This is a genomic window from Ruegeria arenilitoris (assembly GCF_013030985.1).
Classification (GTDB): domain Bacteria; phylum Pseudomonadota; class Alphaproteobacteria; order Rhodobacterales; family Rhodobacteraceae; genus Ruegeria; species Ruegeria arenilitoris_B.
Genome location: NZ_WPYP01000007.1, coordinates 44650 through 64847, shown reverse-complemented (window position 1 = coordinate 64847; position 20198 = coordinate 44650). Strand labels below are relative to the sequence as shown.

Annotated in this window: 14 protein-coding genes and 1 pseudogene; 12 read left to right on the top strand and 3 right to left on the bottom strand. The window is 52.5% G+C overall.

The genetic code is table 11. The features are described from left to right. Window positions 1-107 precede the first annotated feature (107 nt). The 8 genes and pseudogenes from GOX88_RS14630 (at window position 108) to GOX88_RS14595 (ending at window position 12986) form a co-directional block, all read left to right on the top strand. Window positions 108-3353, top strand: a complete 3246-nt coding sequence (locus tag GOX88_RS14630) for a DUF1232 domain-containing protein (protein WP_170403266.1) — start codon at window positions 108-110, stop codon at window positions 3351-3353. Further along, window positions 3350-5095, top strand: coding sequence for a nuclease-related domain-containing DEAD/DEAH box helicase (locus tag GOX88_RS14625; protein WP_170403263.1), 1746 nt, complete (start codon window positions 3350-3352; stop codon window positions 5093-5095). The genes GOX88_RS14630 and GOX88_RS14625 overlap by 4 nt, the downstream gene beginning before the upstream one ends. Before the next feature lie 2 nt (window positions 5096-5097). Beyond that, entirely contained in the window at window positions 5098-8373 is a 3276-nt protein-coding gene (locus GOX88_RS14620) for a helicase-related protein (protein ID WP_170403259.1), read from the top strand. Between the two features lies 1 nt (window position 8374). Next, window positions 8375-10234, top strand: a complete 1860-nt coding sequence (drmB, locus tag GOX88_RS14615; protein ID WP_170403256.1) for a DUF1998 domain-containing protein — start codon at window positions 8375-8377, stop codon at window positions 10232-10234. Window positions 10235-10327: 93 nt separating this feature from the next. Then, window positions 10328-10470: pseudogene (locus GOX88_RS14610) on the top strand (IS5/IS1182 family transposase); the annotation flags it as partial. Between the two features lie 407 nt (window positions 10471-10877). Next, the gene (locus GOX88_RS14605) at window positions 10878-11642 is read left to right on the top strand and encodes a hypothetical protein (RefSeq protein ID WP_170403253.1); all 765 of its coding nucleotides are present in this window, start codon (window positions 10878-10880) and stop codon (window positions 11640-11642) included. A gap of 157 nt (window positions 11643-11799) precedes the next feature. Then, a complete protein-coding gene (locus GOX88_RS14600) occupies window positions 11800-12588 on the top strand; it encodes a hypothetical protein (RefSeq protein ID WP_170403251.1) in 789 nt (262 codons plus the stop codon). A gap of 2 nt (window positions 12589-12590) precedes the next feature. Beyond that, window positions 12591-12986 (top strand): hypothetical protein, encoded by a 396-nt coding sequence (locus GOX88_RS14595; protein ID WP_170403248.1) that lies wholly within the window; start codon window positions 12591-12593, stop codon window positions 12984-12986. Here the strand turns inward: GOX88_RS14595 and GOX88_RS14590 are convergent. Then, the gene (locus tag GOX88_RS14590; protein WP_170403245.1) at window positions 12944-13360 is read right to left on the bottom strand and encodes a hypothetical protein; all 417 of its coding nucleotides are present in this window, start codon (window positions 13358-13360) and stop codon (window positions 12944-12946) included. The two genes, GOX88_RS14595 and GOX88_RS14590, sit on opposite strands and share 43 nt — an antisense overlap. 229 nt (window positions 13361-13589) lie before the next feature. Here GOX88_RS14590 and GOX88_RS14585 point away from each other — a divergent pair, with 229 nt between their 5' ends. Beyond that, window positions 13590-13814, top strand: coding sequence for a hypothetical protein (locus GOX88_RS14585; protein ID WP_170403242.1), 225 nt, complete (start codon window positions 13590-13592; stop codon window positions 13812-13814). On the opposite strand, the gene GOX88_RS14580 is transcribed toward GOX88_RS14585, so the two are convergent. After that, window positions 13798-15153 (bottom strand): DUF6538 domain-containing protein, encoded by a 1356-nt coding sequence (locus GOX88_RS14580; protein WP_217354239.1) that lies wholly within the window; start codon window positions 15151-15153, stop codon window positions 13798-13800. The two genes, GOX88_RS14585 and GOX88_RS14580, sit on opposite strands and share 17 nt — an antisense overlap. A gap of 330 nt (window positions 15154-15483) precedes the next feature. Next, window positions 15484-16131: a hypothetical protein gene (locus GOX88_RS14575; protein ID WP_170403237.1), complete on the bottom strand. Its 648-nt coding sequence runs from the start codon at window positions 16129-16131 to the stop codon at window positions 15484-15486. 399 nt (window positions 16132-16530) lie between these two features. Here GOX88_RS14575 and GOX88_RS14570 point away from each other — a divergent pair, with 399 nt between their 5' ends. From GOX88_RS14570 to GOX88_RS14560, 3 genes are all read left to right on the top strand, one after another. Further along, the gene (locus GOX88_RS14570) at window positions 16531-17481 is read left to right on the top strand and encodes an ABC transporter substrate-binding protein (protein ID WP_170403235.1); all 951 of its coding nucleotides are present in this window, start codon (window positions 16531-16533) and stop codon (window positions 17479-17481) included. A 77-nt stretch (window positions 17482-17558) separates the two neighbouring features. After that, window positions 17559-18596, top strand: coding sequence for a quaternary amine ABC transporter ATP-binding protein (locus GOX88_RS14565; RefSeq protein ID WP_170403232.1), 1038 nt, complete (start codon window positions 17559-17561; stop codon window positions 18594-18596). Then, the gene (locus GOX88_RS14560; protein WP_170403229.1) at window positions 18589-20178 is read left to right on the top strand and encodes an ABC transporter permease; all 1590 of its coding nucleotides are present in this window, start codon (window positions 18589-18591) and stop codon (window positions 20176-20178) included. The genes GOX88_RS14565 and GOX88_RS14560 overlap by 8 nt, the downstream gene beginning before the upstream one ends. Window positions 20179-20198 lie beyond the last annotated feature (20 nt).

Genomic DNA, 20198 nt, shown 5'->3' with positions numbered 1-20198 from the left:
CGACTTTTCCGCAGCGGTGCTTAGAGTTGCTGGTGAGTAGGTAGGCTGAACATGCTGGCATCGGCGCGATTACGCAAGTGAACAGTCTTTTCAGAGAGGTGTAGAAAGTGAATTCCGGCCCCTTTGGCCAATTTGAATGCGACTATCCGCCAAGAAATCGTATTGAGGCAATCAACATCGAGATTGACAAGATTTCCAAGTCAATCGGGAACAAGATAAATGGATGGGAGAGTATCCTGCCGGGCATGTCTGCATGCTTAGAGGCATTTGCTGAACTGCCAACGAGCAACGGCTATCAAATCCTTGGATGGTTGCGCCTTGCCGCGACTTTCAGACGCAAAGCGATAGAAGGAGATGGAACGGCCCGTGAAGCGCTTTCTGCTCTTTATTTCCTCAACCAATCCCGGAAGTCCTGGCATGAAGAAGAAAGACTGCGCGAATTGAACTGGGTTCAGGATCGAGCACTTGATCAGCTGGGGATGAATTTCGAAGGCGGGTGGATATACAGCGCCATCACAAAAGAAGAAATGCACTCCATCCAGCAGACTGTGTTCAGAACTGCTGAGAATGACACGCGATGTGCCAGGGAAATCGCCAACAAGGCATCCACGCAAGTCGAGACTATTCGAGGCCTGAAGATCATCACGGATATCACCGATTTTGATCAGAAGTTGGAAGCATTGATCGAAGCGGCCGGGGGAGAAGGTGTTGGGTCCGGCTTTGCTCGGGCTGCGCTCGTTTATCTCGCGGAAACTGATGACGTCATACCGGATGGCATCGGAATATTAGGGCTTCTCGATGATCTCTATGTCATTGAATGGGCCTACGCCACTGTTGAAGAACAAGCATATGGCCTTCCCCATTTAAGTAGCTTGCAGCAACGAATTCCCCATTTGGAAAGCTCATATCTCACAGCAGGCGGAATGATGCTGGATCGCTTCGGCCAGTATGTCGTCGGAAATGCACAAGCTGTGCTTGAAAGCTCGCAAAACGACCATATTACTCTGCGAGACGCAGAAGTCTTTCTCGCACCTGTAGTCGGGGCAGTCACACTTGCCGCAATGCGAGAAAATGCACAGACCGGTACGAATGGAAGATGGCAAGAGGGTACAATCCTCAATCTGCTAAACTTCGGCCAGCGTCCGGAGCGTGTGCGATACTTAGGGCGACAAGTCATCGCAGGTGAAGAAAAGATCGTTGTGGAAGTGAGTTCATCTGGCCGGCTATACCTGCCTGATAACCTGGTGAACTGCATGGAGGTATCTCCTCGGCAAGACTACAAAACCTTGTCGAACGGTTCTGTCGTTTCAGCGTGGCAGCAACACCATTCTATCGACCCATTACATTTTCTTCTAAAAGGGCGGCCTCGTAGCGATGCCCGGCGTGCCGTACTTGTCGTAGCTCCACGCAACTTACTGGAAAACTATTTGCCTTCCCTGCATTGTCGCGGTGACGCAATTTCGAAGGTAGTCGGTGCCACTTGGATAAGCGGAACCGAGCGCGAAGAACCCATGACGCAAAGCGTTATTGATCGGGCGATGATCTACGCGTGCGGGTCCGCGATGGTTGCAAGAAACCTGATTGAGAATCCCCCTGCGGGAGTGATCGCATTCGATTTGATTGCCTTCGGTTCGATGACCTATCGCGAGATCAATGCTGAATTCGTCGGTCGAGAGATTCCAAATCTGCGGATGCTTTGTTTAGCGGATATCTCCGAAGTACCTGGTCCGCCCCGAGATGCCCTGATCATGGAGGACGACGTAGTTCTGCCGTGGTCTTTGAAACCACGAGGTTTCAGGCAAATTGATCCTTTGGCGCGCGGATTGAAGCGACAATACAATCATTGGATCGTTGATCGAAGCGTTCAGGTAATTCCCAACCCGGCGTTGGCTATAATCAACCGGTTCTTGCAAGATCAACATGATGATCCGGAAGATGACTTCACTCCTATTGTGCCGCAATTAAGAAACTTCCTTTCCGATGCGGGGAGGATGCCGCGCCCGGGTAGCTCCGCGTCTGCTAAAATACGGGAACGAGCCTTGGCTCTTTCGAAGGCTGCTAAGGCTGAAGCGCTTTATGATCAATCCTTGATTGGAGTCGCAAACGCACTCGACGAGCTCGCCGAGAATGGCGAATTCTCCCCTGATATCTTTGGTGAAAGGATCGCTAAGGAGGGCAAGCCAGTTACAATCCTCTGCCGATCCCATCAGGAAGCGCAAGAAACTACAGCCCTGCTGAACGGGAACGGTCTCCACGGTGCGGGTCTTACCGCGCCAGAACTATTTCGCGTTGCGCCCGTGGAACATTTGGTTGTTCCCGGCTGGCACGGTGCGGAAACAATGCGCCGGCTCGATACAATCGTTCCCGCAATAAAATTGACCTACCTTATGTTCGACTTTCAAGAAGAATGGTTCGACAGAGTAACGGACGGGGTGCGTAGGCGTGTCCGTTCTTTCAGCACGCCTATGGAACACTCAAATGAAGGGCGTGAGCCCAGCGGGGCAGTCGAGCAGTTGGTGTGGCCCAGCCCGAAGAGAGGTAAAGCTACACTAAGCGAGGATTTATCAGAGTTTATCCCGCCGACAGAGAAGCGCCCCGACCTTGATGGATTGTTCGAACGTATCTATCGAACCGTTAACTCCGGGGGCGACTCAAAGGTCAGTGGAACTCCTGTCATTCTCGACGACTATTCAGCTTACGTGTTCTTGCCGCCTCATGCTGACCTGGTTCTCTTGAATAGAGATGCCTCACGACCAGAAGATGCCTGCATACCTGTCAGCCAATTGCGGGAAGGTGATATTTTTGTGCTTAAGGACGGCTCTCACCGAGAGCTGTTCCAAGAACTTGCTCCAAACTATTTGCGAGACCCCAAAAATACATTGAATATGGCCGATCTTTGGCGGCAACCTCTGAAGAGAGCTTATGCCGCCGGGTCTGTTCCTTGGAGTAACTTTCGCAAGCGGTTGGCTGCTGCTGGGTTGCAGCGATCGGATATGGCGTATCGAAACTGGATCAACGGGCAAACTGTCGCGCCAATGAATTATCGAGAAGTTATTCCAAAAATTTGCGCCCTCTCAGACGATACGGAAATTCAAAAATCCGGTGAGGCTTCGGTGCAAGCCGTTTCAGCTCTGTATCGAGCTCGTCATGAAGCTGCGGATCACATTTTTGAGCAACTTGTAAGAGGAACGGCTAACCAAACAACAGGCAAATTGCGCATCGAAGTGGGGAACACTTGCGTCGACCTCAATATCCATCGTGTGGAATTCGTTGGTAAGGTTGCGACTTGCGTGGGTTCGCTTCTGTGGCAACGGCAACGACTTGATCACAATGCAGCAGCGAGATTGTCATGACCGTTCATATGATACCTCCTATTTGCAGCCCGAGCGCTACCTTTACTGAGCAGAATATTTTCAACGAAATCAGAGATATGAAGACTAAGGAGGAAGTATACTGCTTCCAATCAGTCGGATTAGAGAGACATGGCACCAAGGAACATGCCGAATGCGATTTCGTATTGATGAGCCCGCGTGGAGTGTTTTGCCTTGAGGTTAAAGGGGGGGCAATTCAGCGAAAAAATGGGATTTGGACGATTGGGTCGGGGGAGCGTTCGTACACCACCACCGAGGGGCCGTTCAAACAAGCCGAGGGTTGTCGCTGGGCAGTCTTGAAACACCTTCAAGAACAGCGAGTGCTTTCTCGCAAGGAAGCCCTTTTCGGTTGGGGAGTGATCCTGCCTTCGGTCATTTTCGAATACCAGGACGCGGAATGGAGCCAAGACGTAATATATGACCTCCGCGATCAGAAGAACCCGTTTTCGGCATACCTGAAACGATTGGAGGCATACTTCGAGCGCAAGCGAAAAGAGAAGGGTGGAAGAACCACCTTTCCTCTCACCTCGGAAAAGCTGCGAACTTGTGCTGACGCTATGCGAGCCGACTTTGAAACCGGGTTGACGGTTTTGGGGCTCGTGATCGAAAGTCAACGTGAGGCGCCTGTTCTTAGCAGGGAGCAATTTCGAGTACTCGACCTTGTTTTGAGCCCACAAAACCCGAGACTGATTTGTGCCGGAGGACCAGGAACAGGCAAAACTGTTCTGGCGTTGGAATCCGCCCGTCGGATTTCTGAAGAACGACAGAAGGTACTCTACCTTTGCTTCAATACTGAACTCGCCGCCCATCTCTCGGTGGAACGTGGCGACTCAAAATTCAAGATTGCGACGCTCCATAAGTTCATGCATGACATCATCCGACGTGCTGGGTTGTCACCGGCGGTTCCCATCGGAACCTCAGAAGAAGAGCACTTCTTAAGGGGCTACCCAGCACTTTTTGAAGACGCTTGTGAGATCCTATTGGAGACTGGCGAGCTCCCGCAGTATGACGCGGTGATTTTGGATGAAGCCCAGGATATTCTAAACGAAAGAAATCTTGCTTGTCTGACGTTGATCCTCAGCGGCGGCCTGAAGGGGCGCTGGGCAATCTTCTTAGACCAAGGCGATCAGGCAAACGTTTATTCACGCTTTGAAAAACAAGCTTTCGACGCCCTCGTAGAGGCCGGAGCGGTATCAGTTGAATTGAGGGAGAACTTCAGAAATCCTCCGAAGACTTCTACCGAAGCCTACTTTTTTTCGAAGGCGGACGCGCCGGAATGCCGTCGTCAGCTCAATTCGCCCGTGAAGTATATCGGCGCTACAACCGACAAGGAGGCTGCCGCCAAACTGCGCGCTCTTCTTGTAGAATTGATCCGCGACGGCGTTTGTCCTGGGGACATTGCGATACTGTCATGGCGAAGGGCTGGGCAGCGGCTTGTGGATCGCTTTCCACCAAACGTTGGCAAGCCATTGGTTGCGCCTCGAGAGGTTCAACCTGATAGGCAACAGATACTTTCCACTGGCATTGCAGCATTCAAGGGACTGGAATCAGAGATCGTAATCGTCACCGATGTTCCAGATATCCTCGAAAATGAATGGCAGAACAGCCTTTTGCTCGTTGCACTCACACGTACGCGTACGAAATGCTACGCCATTGTTTCTAACGCGTTCATTCAGTGGCGAGCAATTGAGATGCTGAAATCTCAAAAGAACATTGAGGACTAAACATGAGCACCTTACCGAACGATTTCAGGGAGATGCGTGCTGCAATGGTTGAGGACCTGCAGACCAAACTCTTTGGCCCGCTGGATCCTATGGATTCCAACTCAATCCGTCTTAATCCGTTGCAACTCTATGCAACTGGAGTCTTGTTCCCTCAACGTATCTTGATGGCCGAAATGGATGTTGCCGAAAGTGATGATACCGCTCCTCTTGTTGACGGGGACATATCAGATTCCAGTACATCGGCGGCTGGCGGCTCTGAAACAGACAGAACAGATCGCTCGTCAGATGTTACAGAACCCTTGAACCTCGCGAATGAGTTCCGCCCAGCTGCCATGGGCCTGACCTTTAGAGTTAAGTCGGGAACTGAGTTAATCTGCAGAATTCGTGCAGCTACATATAGTTCAGAACCAGATCCTGAGAGGGCCCACCGTCAGCGCTATATCAGAGAGCCAATCGACGAGTTGGTCAAGATCCAAACAAACCAATTCGGTGTGTTGGATCCCGTAAGGGTGCCCACACTGCGAGGAGAACTCTCATTTGAGCTGATCATACGAGAGAACGACGGCAATTCAGTCGTATCGGCAATGCTGGTCAACAAAAGAACCTGTGGTGAACGATCCGCGAGGTATGACGCCTGCTTTTTCCAGGTTGGACTCGAAGTGAGTTCAGCAGATGACGAACCGGTATTTGAATCGATAGATCGCCTGGATGGAGGGGTGCGAGAAGACGAGTTGGATCAGCTCGAACTACTGTATCGGCATCGCCGCTCATTTGCATTGGGACACGGGGTAGCCGCAGACTGGAATCGAAATTCAATCCCCTCCGAGGACGGTCGGTGCAATCTGATACGTACGGCAGCCCTTCCTCAATACGAAGTACAACCTGTCGAACCGAGGTCAAAACACTATCGAGACGGTTCTGCCTTCAATCTTTCCATGGGATTTCTTTACGCTGGCGACGAGTCGGCAGATCCAGAAACAGCCATTTTGAATGTTCTTTCGGGACTTGTAGAAGACTATGCGGCTTGGATTGATGATCTGGCACGCGAAGCCATTCCAAGTCATTTGCGCTCGGCATCACAAGGCAACTTATCAAAGTGTGAAATCTGCCTGCGTCGAATGCGTCAAGGAATAGAGCTGCTGCGCACGGACAAAGACGCAATGGTCGCGTTCCGCTTGATGAACCGTGCCATGTTCACGCAGCAGCAGCGTTCCCGCCTGAAACCACGTAAGCTTGGTAGTGAGGAGGTCAGCCAGGTTGGCGACGGCATGGAGAACAAGTGGCGCGCATTCCAACTTGGCTTCATCTTGATGAACCTGGCCTCAGCCAGCGACCCTGATCACTCCGATCGGAAACTGGTCGAGCTGATTTGGTTTCCGACTGGCGGCGGCAAGACCGAGGCATATTTAGGTCTGGCTGCGTTCAGTATTCTAATGCGGCGCCTAAGAAACGAGGGTGGCGGAACGGCTGTCTTGATGCGTTACACTCTTCGCCTTCTAACGCGCCAACAATTTGATCGAGCTTCCGCTCTGATTTTTGCACTGGAGCAATTACGGCGGGAAAGCGCGATGGGCATAGACTTGGGCGATGAACCAATCACCATCGGAATGTGGGTGGGTACGAGCTTAACTCCCAACCGCAGGAGTGATGCATGCGCAAAGCTAAGAAGCCTGAAAACAAAGCCGTATCAATCAAACCCGTTCCAAATACTACACTGTCCATGGTGTAGGACTGATCTCACTGAGAACAAATTCCAAGGTTACCGGCAAGAAAACAATCACGGTGGGGAAAAGACAGTTCGCTTTCACTGCCCCGAACCGGGGTGTGAGTTTCACTCCGAACACTTGCCTATTCTGGTAATCGACGACGACATCTATGACGCCCCGCCCACTCTGGTCATTGGTACCGTGGACAAGTTCGCGCAACTTGCTTGGGAGGATCGTACCCACAACCTCTTTGGCGGTGATGATGGCGTCGCACCTTCACTAATCATCCAGGATGAGCTTCATCTCATTTCTGGGCCGCTTGGTACAATGGTGGGCCTATACGAGACGCTAATCGACAAGCTATGTTCCCGTGATGGCATCCCTCCGAAAATTGTCGCTTCAACCGCTACGATCAGACGAGCGGCCGACCAATGCAGTGCGCTTTATAATCGCGAAGCTTTCGAATATCCCCCGCAGGGCAACCAAGCCAACGATAGTTACTTTGCTCAGCAAAATGACGATGCCCCAGGGCGTCTTTACATTGGCTTTCTCGGAAGCGCTCTTTCCTCGCACCAAACAGCTTTGGTGCGTGTTACAGGACCACTACTGCAGTTCCCCAACCGTTTTGATCCCAACGACGAAAAGACGGCCGAACATCTCAATCCCTACGGAACCTTGGTTTGGTATTTCAATACGCTGCGCGAGCTCGGCCATGCAGCAACCCTGTGTGCTGGCGACATCCCGGAATACTTAAAACAGCTGTGCGGTCTCGAGAACATTCCTCCTGAAAACCGACGAATGCTCGATGAGCCCGCAGAACTGACCAGCCGCCGCAAAGCTGAAGAGATTCCGGAAATTCTCGATCAGCTTGCAATCGATTGGCGTCGAGGTCAGCGGAACCCTGCCCCGGTGGATATTCTGCTCGCAACCAATATGATTGCGGTTGGTGTTGATATCGACCGGCTCGGTCTCATGCTCGTGAACGGCCAGCCAAAAGGAACGTCGGAATACATCCAAGCCACCTCACGGGTTGGTCGCAAATATCCTGGATTGGTCGTCGTTGCGTATACTCAGACAAAGAACCGAGATCGGTCCCACTACGAGCGTTTCGTCGGGTACCACCAAAGCCTCTATCGTCACGTCGAGCCGACCAGTGTGACACCCTTTTCACCGCAAGCTCGTAGCCGCGGGATGCGGGGCCTTTTGGTTGCTGTAGCGAGACATTTGTGCGGTTTCAGCAACCCAAAAGACATCTTGAACGCAGCCAAGGCATCAAAACTGGATGATGAGCTGAATTGGGTCCTCAGTCGAATCCGAGACATCAACGAAGACGAATTTGAGGATTCTAAAGATCAATTGGAGGAGTGGAGAGAGCTCTGGCGCAAACGTTCCCCGTCAGCCTGGGGAAAAATGGCCGGAAACGTTGAAGAAGCGTCATTGATGTACCCTTTCGGCGGGACATCAGATGATGAGTTGCTGAAGGACGCTTGGCCGGTGATGACATCCATGCGGAATGTGGACGGTAGCAGTTCGGCCAGCATTCTTTCGATTTACCCGGAGCCGGATAAGTAAAATGGCCAAGAATGAATTCAGAACATCCCAAGGGATTGTCCCGTTCGGTGTCGGTGCAATCGTTGATTTTCTTGATGACACGCTGATGATGGCGGGCCTCGATGCTTGGCCCGTGGCGCAACCCGGTACCGCTCTGGACCTGGAGAGATCGACGAAAGTTGTGGACAGTCGCTTGGCACAACGGTTGAGCGCCGAAATGGGGCGTAGAATTTCCCACTTCTACACACCATCGCTTGCGCATGAATCTAACGCGCGAGGTATGGCACCCCAGGAAGACCGCGCACCTATGCCATTTGTTCGATTTCCGCGCTGGCACTATTGCCCGCGTTGTCGGCGGATGAAGGAACTTGATTGGAATACCCAATCAAAAGACGAAAATATGCGATGCAGCAACAAGGAGCGACTTGCGGGAGGACGGGGCAAGACCTGTGGGGAATTGCAAAAGTACGGGCGGCCACGGTTGATACCCGTTCGCTTCGTAGTCGCCTGTGAAAGTGGTCACATTTTTGATTTCCCGTGGGAACGATGGGTTCACCGAGGTCACAACTGTTCTGAAGGAGCAGCGGAACTCTATTTTACATCAACAACCCAACCTGGCACCGCTGGTATCCGTATCGTTTGTCGTACTTGTGGGGAACAGCGGTCTATGGTTGGAGCCTTCAATCGCGGGGTGTTGGCTGACACCTTGAGTGAAGGTTGCCCAGGTGAGAGACCATGGCTTGGCCCCGGCAGCGCAGAGTCCTGCCAACACAGCGCAATGCAAACTATCCAACGCGGTGCTTCAAACGCGTATTTCGCCAAAGTGGCAAAATCAATCCTCATCCCGCCCCATTCTCAACGTGTCATGAAGGTGTTGTCTGACAAGGGGGTATACAACATCCTCGAAGCGCTTCTACCGGATCCGCCACAACCAACCTTAGAGTATCTGGCTAAGAAGAACGGCGTTGAACCGGATGAACTCCTGAAAGGTGCGCTGGCACTTAAGGACGGAACATCGGCCAAAACCGTGGTAACGGAAAATGCCTTTCGCCGAGCCGAATATGATGCGTTCACTGGTCCAAGACCTTCGCCCAGGGACAGGGAAGACTTTGACCTCCGCCCGGTACAGCTAAGGGATTATGGCACTTGGTTTGACGATCACTTTGAGGAGGTTGCTCTTGTAACACGTCTCAGAGAAACACGTGTCTTGCAAGGATTCACCCGATTGCTTCCGCCAGGCGCAAATGAGAATGACCTCGCCCCATTGTCTCTTGGAAGACCAGAATGGCTACCGGGTGTTTCAGTTCGCGGTGAAGGCATTTTTCTGCGGCTTCGGAAAAGCCGGCTTGATGAATGGGCGTCGAGTGAGACGGTGCAGGAACGATTTGAGCAGCTGCGTATTGCCCACAATGCGATTGAAGCAGGAATGGCTCGGGTTGATTTGGAAGGAGGTGTGACCAAGGTACTACTGCACACTTTCGCTCATCTCCTCATCAGGCAACTTGCCTTCGACTCCGGTTATGACAGTTCCAGCATATGTGAGCGCATCTATGCATCGGATGGGCCCGATGGCATGGCTGGTGTGTTGCTCTATACAGCCAGTGGGGACTCGGAAGGAACACTTGGAGGCCTTGTTCGACAAGGTCGACCTGAGTACCTACCTTCAACGGTCGCTGCAGCATTGGAGAACGGAAGATATTGTTCGTCCGATCCGCTTTGTATCGAGAGTGCTGGACAAGGCCTGAATTCCCTGAACTTAGCCGCTTGCCACGCCTGCTCGCTCTTGCCTGAAACAAGCTGTGAAATGTCAAACATGTTGCTCGATCGAGCGATTGTCGTTGGTCACCCCAGTATTTCAAAGCTGGCCTATTTCGAGGAATAGGGCCGAGCATAAACTGGTGGAGAGGCGGGCCTTTCAGTTCTCTGGTTCATTTAGCAGCTCTCGCTATGCTCGATGCCTCAACACTTGCGGTAACCCGACACTGCGGGAGCCGTCGCGCGAAACGAAGTACTACGGGCCTGAAATACCTTGGGCGAGCGCTGTGGCGGCTGCTGACCGGATATCACCGCCGAAGCCGCGCAGAAACCAAGACGAACTGCGTCAAACTGCTTGGCCAAGTCGCCGATACGGCCAGGCCCTTTTGAAAGGGAAGTAAAAACTTTGCAAATCTATTTGGACATCTGGATTTGTGACCCGAGCCAGCGGAGTCAGTAGCTGGCAGCGACATGTTCATGGGTCCAAGCCACATTGTGACTTCCCAAAAACAAGTCATTTCTTCTTTTCAGGATTTCTATAATTCCAGATTTCCAGGGACATTTGCTGCGCTCTTTCAGATGCTTAAGAGGCTTCTTCCGCGTGAATTGCAGATTCCAAGCAATCTTTTGCAGACGAAAAGTAGCTTCTTGCAGCTATTTCTACTGTAGCGGCAGGAGGATCGAGGATGCTTGCAGAATTTTTTGCTCCCTTTCTTTCCCGCTGCACTTAGGCACCACCAACTCCTTTCCACAACGAAAGGAGAGGCATTTTGCAATCACCTAACCAGAAATTCCGTATCTCCGCCTATGCTGCCGAGATAATCAAAATGCACCAGTTTTCCGCAACGACGGCAAAGCTTCTATTTGCGCTGATTTTTCTCCAAAATGAGACGGCAGAGTCTTGGCCAACCATCTTGTTGGAAGGCGAGAAGCCGACAGAACACTTTGTTTTTGTTAATCAACTAAGGGAGCTGTGTTTTCCGGCCAAAACCGGATCAAGCCGTTTCTTGAGGAAGCCAGTTTTTGAATTGGCTACGATGCCTGAATTCTTCGATAACCTGCAGATCTCCGAAAATGGCCGCTTTCTCACGTGGAGATTTACCGAAGTTTTCTTCCACATTATGTCCGACATGGAAGTTTATGCGCTTATCGACGCGAGTGAGATTGGTCACTGTAAGCGAAAGTTCGATGGCGCGCTTTTAGCGCAGATTGCTTTGCATCGAAAGAAACGCAAACCGGCATTTAGCCTGATAGCGCCGAACAAAGATTTCGAAATCGACCCTGATGCAGTGATGCCCAACCTCATACCCAACGAAATCAAACGACAGTTGGGTCCGTCGCTTCAAAATTGGTCAAACGTGACGGGTATCTCGTTCACCGTGCTGCTTGTTCAAGGTGGATCGCGCCCGGGCTACACTGATGTCGTTATCAGAATGCGTCACAAAAAGACCGAGTGGCCCGACGGGCAGTTCCTGAAACAGCCTCCAGGATCTCTTCGGTGGGCTGTTGAACCGCTGCCCCAGGAAACACGCTGACATCGGATTGATTTCGTTTGGAACGGACCGACATAGTCGCGGTTGAAGCCTATCGATACTACTCCCCACCCCCGGAGGGGCCGCCTTTTTTTCTAAAAAAGGGTTAGCGGGTTAACCAATTTTTTCAAAATCCGCACGAAGGCCCTACCTGCATCATATGACAAACAAAAAAGGATATGTCGGTGCGATCAGACAGGTCGCCTTGAAGTGGCCTGACTTTGCAGCGATGGAGCGGCACGGTAACAGAACAGATCGTAGCGGTAGACAACGCAGCATCCGCGATGAAGCACCACTCGTCTGGAATACTCTGGATCTGAAGTCTGCGCGTGAAGTTCACATGTCAAATGTTGCACAGCAAGGGCAAACGGCTGCTCTTCATGTGCTGTGCCAGTTTCCAACCGAATTAGTGAAAGCGGACGAACACGGGCAATACAAGATGCTTATCCACGCCGTTCAGTTCGTGAATAAATTCCATGGTGGTCGTGCTGTCTTTGCAGCCAGAATTGATAGAGACGAAGCTGGCAGACATGTCGTCGATGTTTTTGCGATGCCGACATACGAGCGCACCTACAAAGACGGACGAACCGCGATGCGTGCAAGTGTCTCGAAATTTACGAAAGCGGAAGCAAAGCGGCGCTTCGGTAGAGATGACAGACGTGCTCAGGGAAGCGCACTTCAAGATGCCTGGTTTGAGTATTTGCGTGATGAACTGGGAATTGATGTTCAACGACCGGAACGCAAGAAAACAACAACGAAAGACCGATTGGAACCTGAAGTCTACGGACTCATTCAGGATCGTGAGAAAATTGCCGCTGACGCGCGAAAAGCCGCGCGTCTTGTCAAAGGCGCAGAGCGTCTGGCAGCCAGGTCAGGGCATTTGTTTTCACGCTCTGCCAACAGACTGCAAAAAGAGATTCAGGACTTCGTATTTGATGAAGAAAGGTAACAATGGCACTTATTTTCGGTCGTTTTGACAAAGCCCCAACCGATGTCAGAGAAGCACTGCTTGATTTTGTGGCTGCGGCCACAAAAGACGAGCGCAGGGCCGCGGCGATGTCTATTCTTGACATCGCTGTCGACAAGGAGCCGAACGTCACATCCAAAGATTTAAAACGCGTCGTCAGTGACCTCTTACAAGAGGCAATCATTCTCGGGTTCATCGGAAGAAACGTAAATTTTGTGCAATTATCAGTGCAATTCGAGCACTTCATCACGCCGCGCCCCGGTTGGAACGGTATGCCTCAGGGCTCCGATAAAATTATGACACTGGCTGAGATCAGCGCTCTGCATGTTACTGACAGTCAGAACCAAAGCCGCCACCGTCGACGAGACTTCAACCGTTGAACTTCGGCTTCGGCCTCCTCAGCTCGTCGCTCTGCCTCCTCAGCTCTCTGCTGTAGTTGTTGGATTTTTTCGGCTATTTTCTCTTGTCCCCCGATTTCTTCTGCAAGGAGAACGAGGCTTTCATGAAGCCAATCTTTTTTGAACCCGGCATCCTTCTTTCGCTGCACGAATTCGCGCTGTCTTTCCTTTGCTGACTTTGCTTCTTTCACGTCCTGCTCGGCTTTGATTTTCGGAGGGAGAAGATCTCGAGCCCTCAGAGACAGCACGCCGCCGACCAGTTTCATTCTCGCTTCGGTTACTTCAATCGTTGTCAACCTTCCGTCGCGGATGGCTGCTTCAACTTCTGGCTCCATGTGAATGATTTGTGCAGTCATTGTTGTGTCTCCGTTAGAATAACGCGTTTGGCTAACGGAAGATGGGTCCAACTTTGATTTTCAAAGCGGGTTTGAGTGTTCTTTGAAGGTGTTGGCAACGTGGCACTAAGGAATTCCTTCTTCCAACTTGGTGCGAAAGTTCCTGGCTGCCAAAAATGCTAACAAACCCGTTTTCTGTGATTTTAACTGCGGACCTATTTCCCGACCTCCTGTGAATTGAGGTCGAAAAATGAGCAAAGTGTATGCCAGTCTTTCTCGTGTAAAAAAGATTGAAGCGGTCGAGCAAGCACTTGATTTTGTAGGGGCGATGGTAACTCAGAGAGCGGATGGAGAAACCTACATTGGACTTTATGAAACCCTGGAGCAAGAACTGGATGCGCTGAAGACACAAGACGACACCAAGGCGCGTATCCGTCTGCGATTGGCATCCAAATCTGTCAAGCTGGCGGCTTGACCATGATTTTCTTGTGATAGAGCACTTTTTTCTCCAGTGGCATTTTGTCCCCGTATTCTTCGCGGCCACGGGCTTTCTTAATGGAATGACCCATCAATGCGGCACGCTCGTCATTTGGAATGCCTGCATTTATCATGCGGGTTTCGAAGCTGTGGCGAAGCCCCACAACGGTAATGTCATCGGGCAAAATCTTGTGGGCGTGCAATGCCTTGTTCGCAGCTGCAGAATAAGTTCCCTTGTAACGGTATCTTGGGAAACCTTCAGGGTGCCTAAGGAATGCTTCGAGCGCCACTCCAACCAAAGGGATTTTTCTCTTGCTTGGTTTGTTTTTTATCTCTCTTGCCCACTCACCGGTTTCTTTTCTTATCCAGATGTGAGGTATGGAGGCATTCAGAAAAATTGAATGAGGGGGCAAATCCGTGATTTCCGATTGGCGGGCGCCCGTTTCCACGATCACAAGTGTGATGTCTCTTAGTTCGTCGTTCATGAAATGTAGTGCGTCCGGTGCAATCATTTTTTGACTGATGATTTCGGTCGGCACCTCGAGTTTTCGGCTGTCTTCATCGTCCAATTTTGCAAAGCCTTTCCCCAGATTGTAGAAGGGGGAGTGGGGCATTTCTCGCTCATCAACTCCAATTGAATCATGAAACCGATCCCAAAGGGTATTCAGCAGCCGAAGCTCTTTCTGTGCCGACCTCCCCTTCATATCGCCTTCGAGAACTCGATCTTTCAGCGCGTCTCTGAGGGCGACAGCGTCTTGCCGTAGAATTTCCTGAAAGATCGGGTCATGCCCAAGCAGCTCGACAACCTTTGAAGCTGGGCGTGTCCATTGCGCACACCAAGATTTCTTGGCCCTATGGGCTTTATTGACTACGTCTTCCGGGAAGCGTGTCTCCATGGATGCCGCAACTTCCGTGATGGTCAGCTTTTGCCTCTCAACTCCGCCCAACAAGGAGGTGGCCGCTTCAGAAGTTGGAGTGTCATTGTGTGATATCAGGCTTATCATTCGATCCATTATTGTTTCGGCACCTGACGCGACAAGCTCATCAGCGGTTCGGTATGAAAATGAGCGAGACGTTGATAGTTCTGCTATAGCTTCATAGTGACTACTCTTTTCCGGTGACCTGCCGACGAGACGCGCATCCAGTTCAGCCAAGATTTTCTTTTTCACAAGAGGAAGGCGTGCCTGGGCTTCGTTCTGATCCCCGGTAAACAGACTCCGATGAACTTCCTTCTTTTCTTCGATGTAAGCGTATCGTTTCGGCACACGCATGCGCAGGTGCCATATTCCACCACGTTGGCACATATTCGGTGGGTTTTTGTTCGCTTTTCGTGTCAAATTTACGCTCCACAATTTGCTACACAGAATGCTGCGCCTTGTTTTAGCGAGTAGCCTCAAAAGTGTTTTTAATCAATGACTTATTTCGTTTGCTATATAGTCGCATATTCCGCCCCCGGGCACCATTTTTCAAGTTTAGCATGCTTCGCGTTTGCCTGCCGCGCTGGTCGTATGGCGGTGTTTTCTCTTAGGGCTCTGATTTTGAACTGCAGTGATTTGGTGAGGCAAAACTACTGAGCTCAGCAACGCTAAAAAAGACCAAAGCGTTGAATTCGCCCTGGTCTTGCTAATTTCGTCGGGATGATTGTCAGAATTTCGCTGATAGAAAATCTATGCGGCTGACGCGTTGTAATCGTTTCCTAGAACCGAAGACGGATCGTCTCTCCATTCAGCTATTATATCTCTGATGCCGACGGCCTGCTGTTCGGTCAGGCATTCGTACACAATTGAAATCCTTTCCGCGCCATAGTCGGCGGTTACCGAAAAGCCGATCTTACCTTTTTCTTCGGCAGCCTGCTTTTTAGATTTGTAGTCAGTGGTGTATTTTCCGGATTTGTAAGTGAAAGAAGTGTCCGGCGCTTGGGAATAGAGTGTTCCCAAGTCTGCGTGGCCATATGACGTATGCTTGGGCCAGCCAGGGGCGTCAATTCTGTCACTGTGTAGTGCAATTGTCGTCGCAGGAGACCCTTTTCCAGTATGTTTTTTGTCTATCTTCACACCCCAAGCCAATATTGCGATGAAAGGAATGATCCAAACAGCCCAGAAAATTGGCCAATTATATGATGTTCCGCCATATGGTTCTTTTGTAATCGCGAAAAGAAAGCCTGGTATCCATCCGCCAAGGGTCCAAATGACTAACATTCGTGTAGAAAACTGCATGAGCCCTGTTTCAAAACGGGTGCTTGGCTCAAAGTGGATAATTGCGTGGTCGCCTTTGTTTTCGAGCTCAAACGCCTTTTTTGCCTTCACTGTACCCATCGTATTTCCTTCAGTTACCTGCTTCTCGAAAAGCAAAACACAGCTCATAAGTCAATGAAAGCAATGTGTTAAGAGTGTGTTAATATTCTGTTGTGTAAGTCGCTCTCATGGCCCTGAAGCTCAGTTTCAGTGATCGCTTCAACGCAAGGCCTGGGCGTTCCAATTTGCAAAAAAGCGAAACTAATCTACGATAATGTCGCATAGCGGGGATTGTCGCACGTAGTTCTTGAAGGGCGGCGTTCCGGCATGGTTCAATTTTCGGGCCAACCCGGCGCTGCAAGCCGTTGGCCAAGGAAACGGGGAAGTTTCGCCTTCCCGCTACTGTTCGCAAGGTGCGTCAGTGCCCAGTAGGGTCGCTAAAAAAACAAGCACCACGAATGACCAACATGGAGATATCAGATGAAAAAACTTGCAACGCTTTTGGGAGGTGTATCGATGGCGGTCGCCGGGCCAGCAATGGCTGCGGATATCGTGATCGGTGTGCCGAACTGGCCGTCGGTGAACGCTACGGCGCATATTCTGAAGGTGGCCATCGAACAGAACCTCGGGCTTGAGGTCGAGCTGCAGAACGGGACTAATCCGATCGTATTCGAGGCGATGGATTCCGGCGCCATGCATGTTCACCCCGAGGTCTGGATGCCGAACCAGCAGAACCTGCATGATACCTATGTCACCGACAAAGGCACTGTTGCTTTCAACCCCAACGGCGTTGAGGCGTTTCAGGGCATGTGTGTCGACAAGGCGACTGCGGATGCCAACGATATCCGCTCGATTGAAGATCTGACCAACCCCGATATTGCCGCGCTGTTCGACAGCAATGGCGACGGTCAGGGTGAGGTGTGGATCGGCGCCCCGGGCTGGGCCTCGACCAATGTCGAAAAAATCCGGGCCAAGTCTTATGGGTACGATCAGGTCATGGAACTGACCGAGATTGACGAGACGGTGGCCTATGCCAACCTGGACAACGCGATCAAGGCGGGCGATCCGTGGGTCGGGTTCTGCTATACGCCGCATTACGTGTTTGCCCTGCATGACATGCAGATTCTGGAAGAGCCGGCCTATGACGCGTCCAAGTGGAACGTGTTGCAGCCGACCGACGATCCGGACTGGCTTGAGAAATCCGAGGCCGGTGTGGCCTGGGATCTGGCCTATCTGCACCTGCATTATGCAAAATCCCTTGAGGATGAGTTCCCGGAAGTTGCCCAGTTGCTGGCCAATATGAAGCTGGACACCGACACGGTCTCGGCCATGACCTATGCGCTGGTGATCGAAGGCAAAGAGCCCGCCGCCTATGCCGAGGAATGGGTGGCAGCCAACGAAGATGCTGTTCTGAATTGGATGTCTCAGTGATTGACGCCGACCGGAATTGAAAACCGGACAGGCCGTCGGACATGTCCGGCGGCCTGTTTTGCATCAAAGGGACAAAAATGACCGAAACAGTCGTAAAACTGACGGATGTGTGGAAGATCTTTGGCGCGCGGGCCGAAGAAGCCATGGAAGCCGTGCGGAACGAAGGCATTGGAAAGCCGGAAGTTCTGGAAAGATTCAATTGCGTCGTGGGTGTTCAGGGGGCCACCTTCGAAGTGCCGCGGGGTGAGATTTTCTGCATCATGGGCCTGTCGGGCTCAGGCAAATCCACGCTGGTGCGGCACGTTAACCGCCTGATCGAGCCGACCTCGGGCAAGATCGAGATTCTGGGCCATGACGTGTCGCAGATATCCGAGGCCGAATTGCGCCGCATCCGGGCGCAGCAGATCGGGATGGTGTTCCAGCACATGGCACTGATGCCGCATCGCTCGGTGCGTGACAACGTGGCCTATCCGCTGGAAATTCGCAAAGTATCCAAGTCCAAGCGCTGGGCGGTTTCGGATCACGCTCTGGGTTTGGTGGACCTGACCGGCTATGAAGACCGCCTGCCCAAGGAACTGTCGGGCGGAATGCAGCAGCGGGTGGGGATTGCCCGCGCGCTGGCCTCTGACCCTGAAATCCTGCTGATGGACGAGCCGTTCTCGGCCCTTGATCCGCTGATCCGTCTGCAACTGCAGGATCAGTTCAAGGCGCTGGTGGCACAGCTTCAGAAAACCACTCTGTTCATCACCCACGATCTGGACGAGGCCATCCGCATCGGTCACCGCATCGCCATCATGAAAGACGGGGTGATTGTGCAGATTGGCACGCCGGAAGACATCGTCATGAACCCGGCGGACGATTATGTGCGCGAGTTCGTGCAGGGCATTTCGAAACTGAAACTGGTCAAGGCGCATTCGATCATGGAGCCGATGGGAAGCTATTCTGGTCCGCTCGACGGAGCGCCGCGCGCGGATGAGGGCGCGGATTTGGATCAACTGATCGATCTGGCCGTGAATACCGATATGCCGGTCGTCATCACCGATTCGGGCAGTGACGTCGGCATTGTGACCAAGCCGCGTCTGCTGCGCGGAATTCAGGGGGGCAAAAATGACTGATGCAGCAATGGAAATGAAAGTCACGGCCGCCTCTGATATCGAGGTCGACCGCGAGGCACTGGACCAATCCATTCACGAGTTTACCGGTCCGAACGGAGACTATTACGTCACCGCATTCCACAAGATCCACGATGCCACCAGCGCAATGCCCAACACGTTCAACATCTGGGCGGCGGCGCTGGGTCCGTTCTGGTCGGCGTCGCGGGCGATCTGGGGGATGTTCTGGACCTTTCTGATCCTTGAGATCATCGCCTGGGTCCAGATCGGGCGTGGGGCCTGGGGCAATCCCGGCGCTGATCTGGCCGAACGCGCCGAACGTCAGCAGACACGAGCCAACGAATTATTGGAACGCGCAGCAGCCGCAACCGAACAGGCCGACATAGACCGGTTCAACCGGCTGGCCGAGAATATCCAGAAGGCGGCGGACAGCAGTCTGGCGCAAGCGCAGGCGGCTCAGGCCGAGGCGTCGGGGATCCTGATCACCGGACTTCTGATGCTGCTCGTGTTCAAACTGGCTCAGGGGTTCTACGCAGACCGGGTCTATGAAAAGCAGTATTCGAAATGGCGGATCGATCCGACCAGCACCGAAAGCGGCCGATCCACGCGCAATACGGTTCTGGGCGCGGTTCTGGTGGCCGCGATTGCACCGCTCATCATCTACAAGTTCACGGTGAATGCGTCGCTGGCGATGCTGGATGCCTTTCCGGAACAAGAGGTGTCTGCGTTGATACTGGGTGAGGGCGAGGGCACAATCTTCTCGAACCTCGCCAGTTGGATGGAGGCGCAGATCGACGCCGCCGCCGCGGCAGGGGGCGATGTTTTTGACGGCATTGTCGCCGGTGTCCGATCGGTTCTGGATGCTTTGACGATCGCTCTGATCGGCTCTCCGTGGCCGGTGGTGATGTTGGTTATCTGCGTGACTGCATGGCGGGCAGCAGGTCCGCGCGTGGCGATCTTCACCGCGTCCTCGCTCGCCTATATTGCCCTGCTGGGCTATTGGGATGTGGCGATGGAGACAGTCGCGTTGGTCGGTGCAGCGGTGTTGCTATGTGTGGTGTTCGGCATCCCTCTGGGCATCTGGTTCGGGAAATCACAGCGGGCTTATCGCGCGGCAGAGCCGGTGCTGGACCTGATGCAGACGCTACCGGCCTTCGTCTACCTGATCCCGATCATCGCCTTCTTTGGCACCGGTAACCCGCCGGGCATTCTGGCCACGATCATCTTTGGCATGCCGCCGGTGATCCGTTTGACCGCGCTGGGGATGCGCGGTGTGCCCGAAAGCATCAAAGAGGCGGCGGTCGCCTTTGGTGCTTCCAAATGGCAGTTGCTGAAGGATGTGGAAATTCCGCTGGCCTTGCCCTCGATCATGACCGGGGTGAACCAGACCATCCTGATGTGTCTGTCGATGGTGGTGATTATCTCGCTGATCGGTGGCGGTGGTCTGGGTAAGGAAATCCTCGAGGCACTGCAATACGCCGCCAAGGGGCCGGGTCTGCTGGGTGGTTTTGCTATCCTCTTCTGCGCGATGGTCATTGACCGGATCGTACAGGGGGCCTTCCGGCGGGAAGACGAGAAAATCTGAACATGCACGCCTCCGGTTGT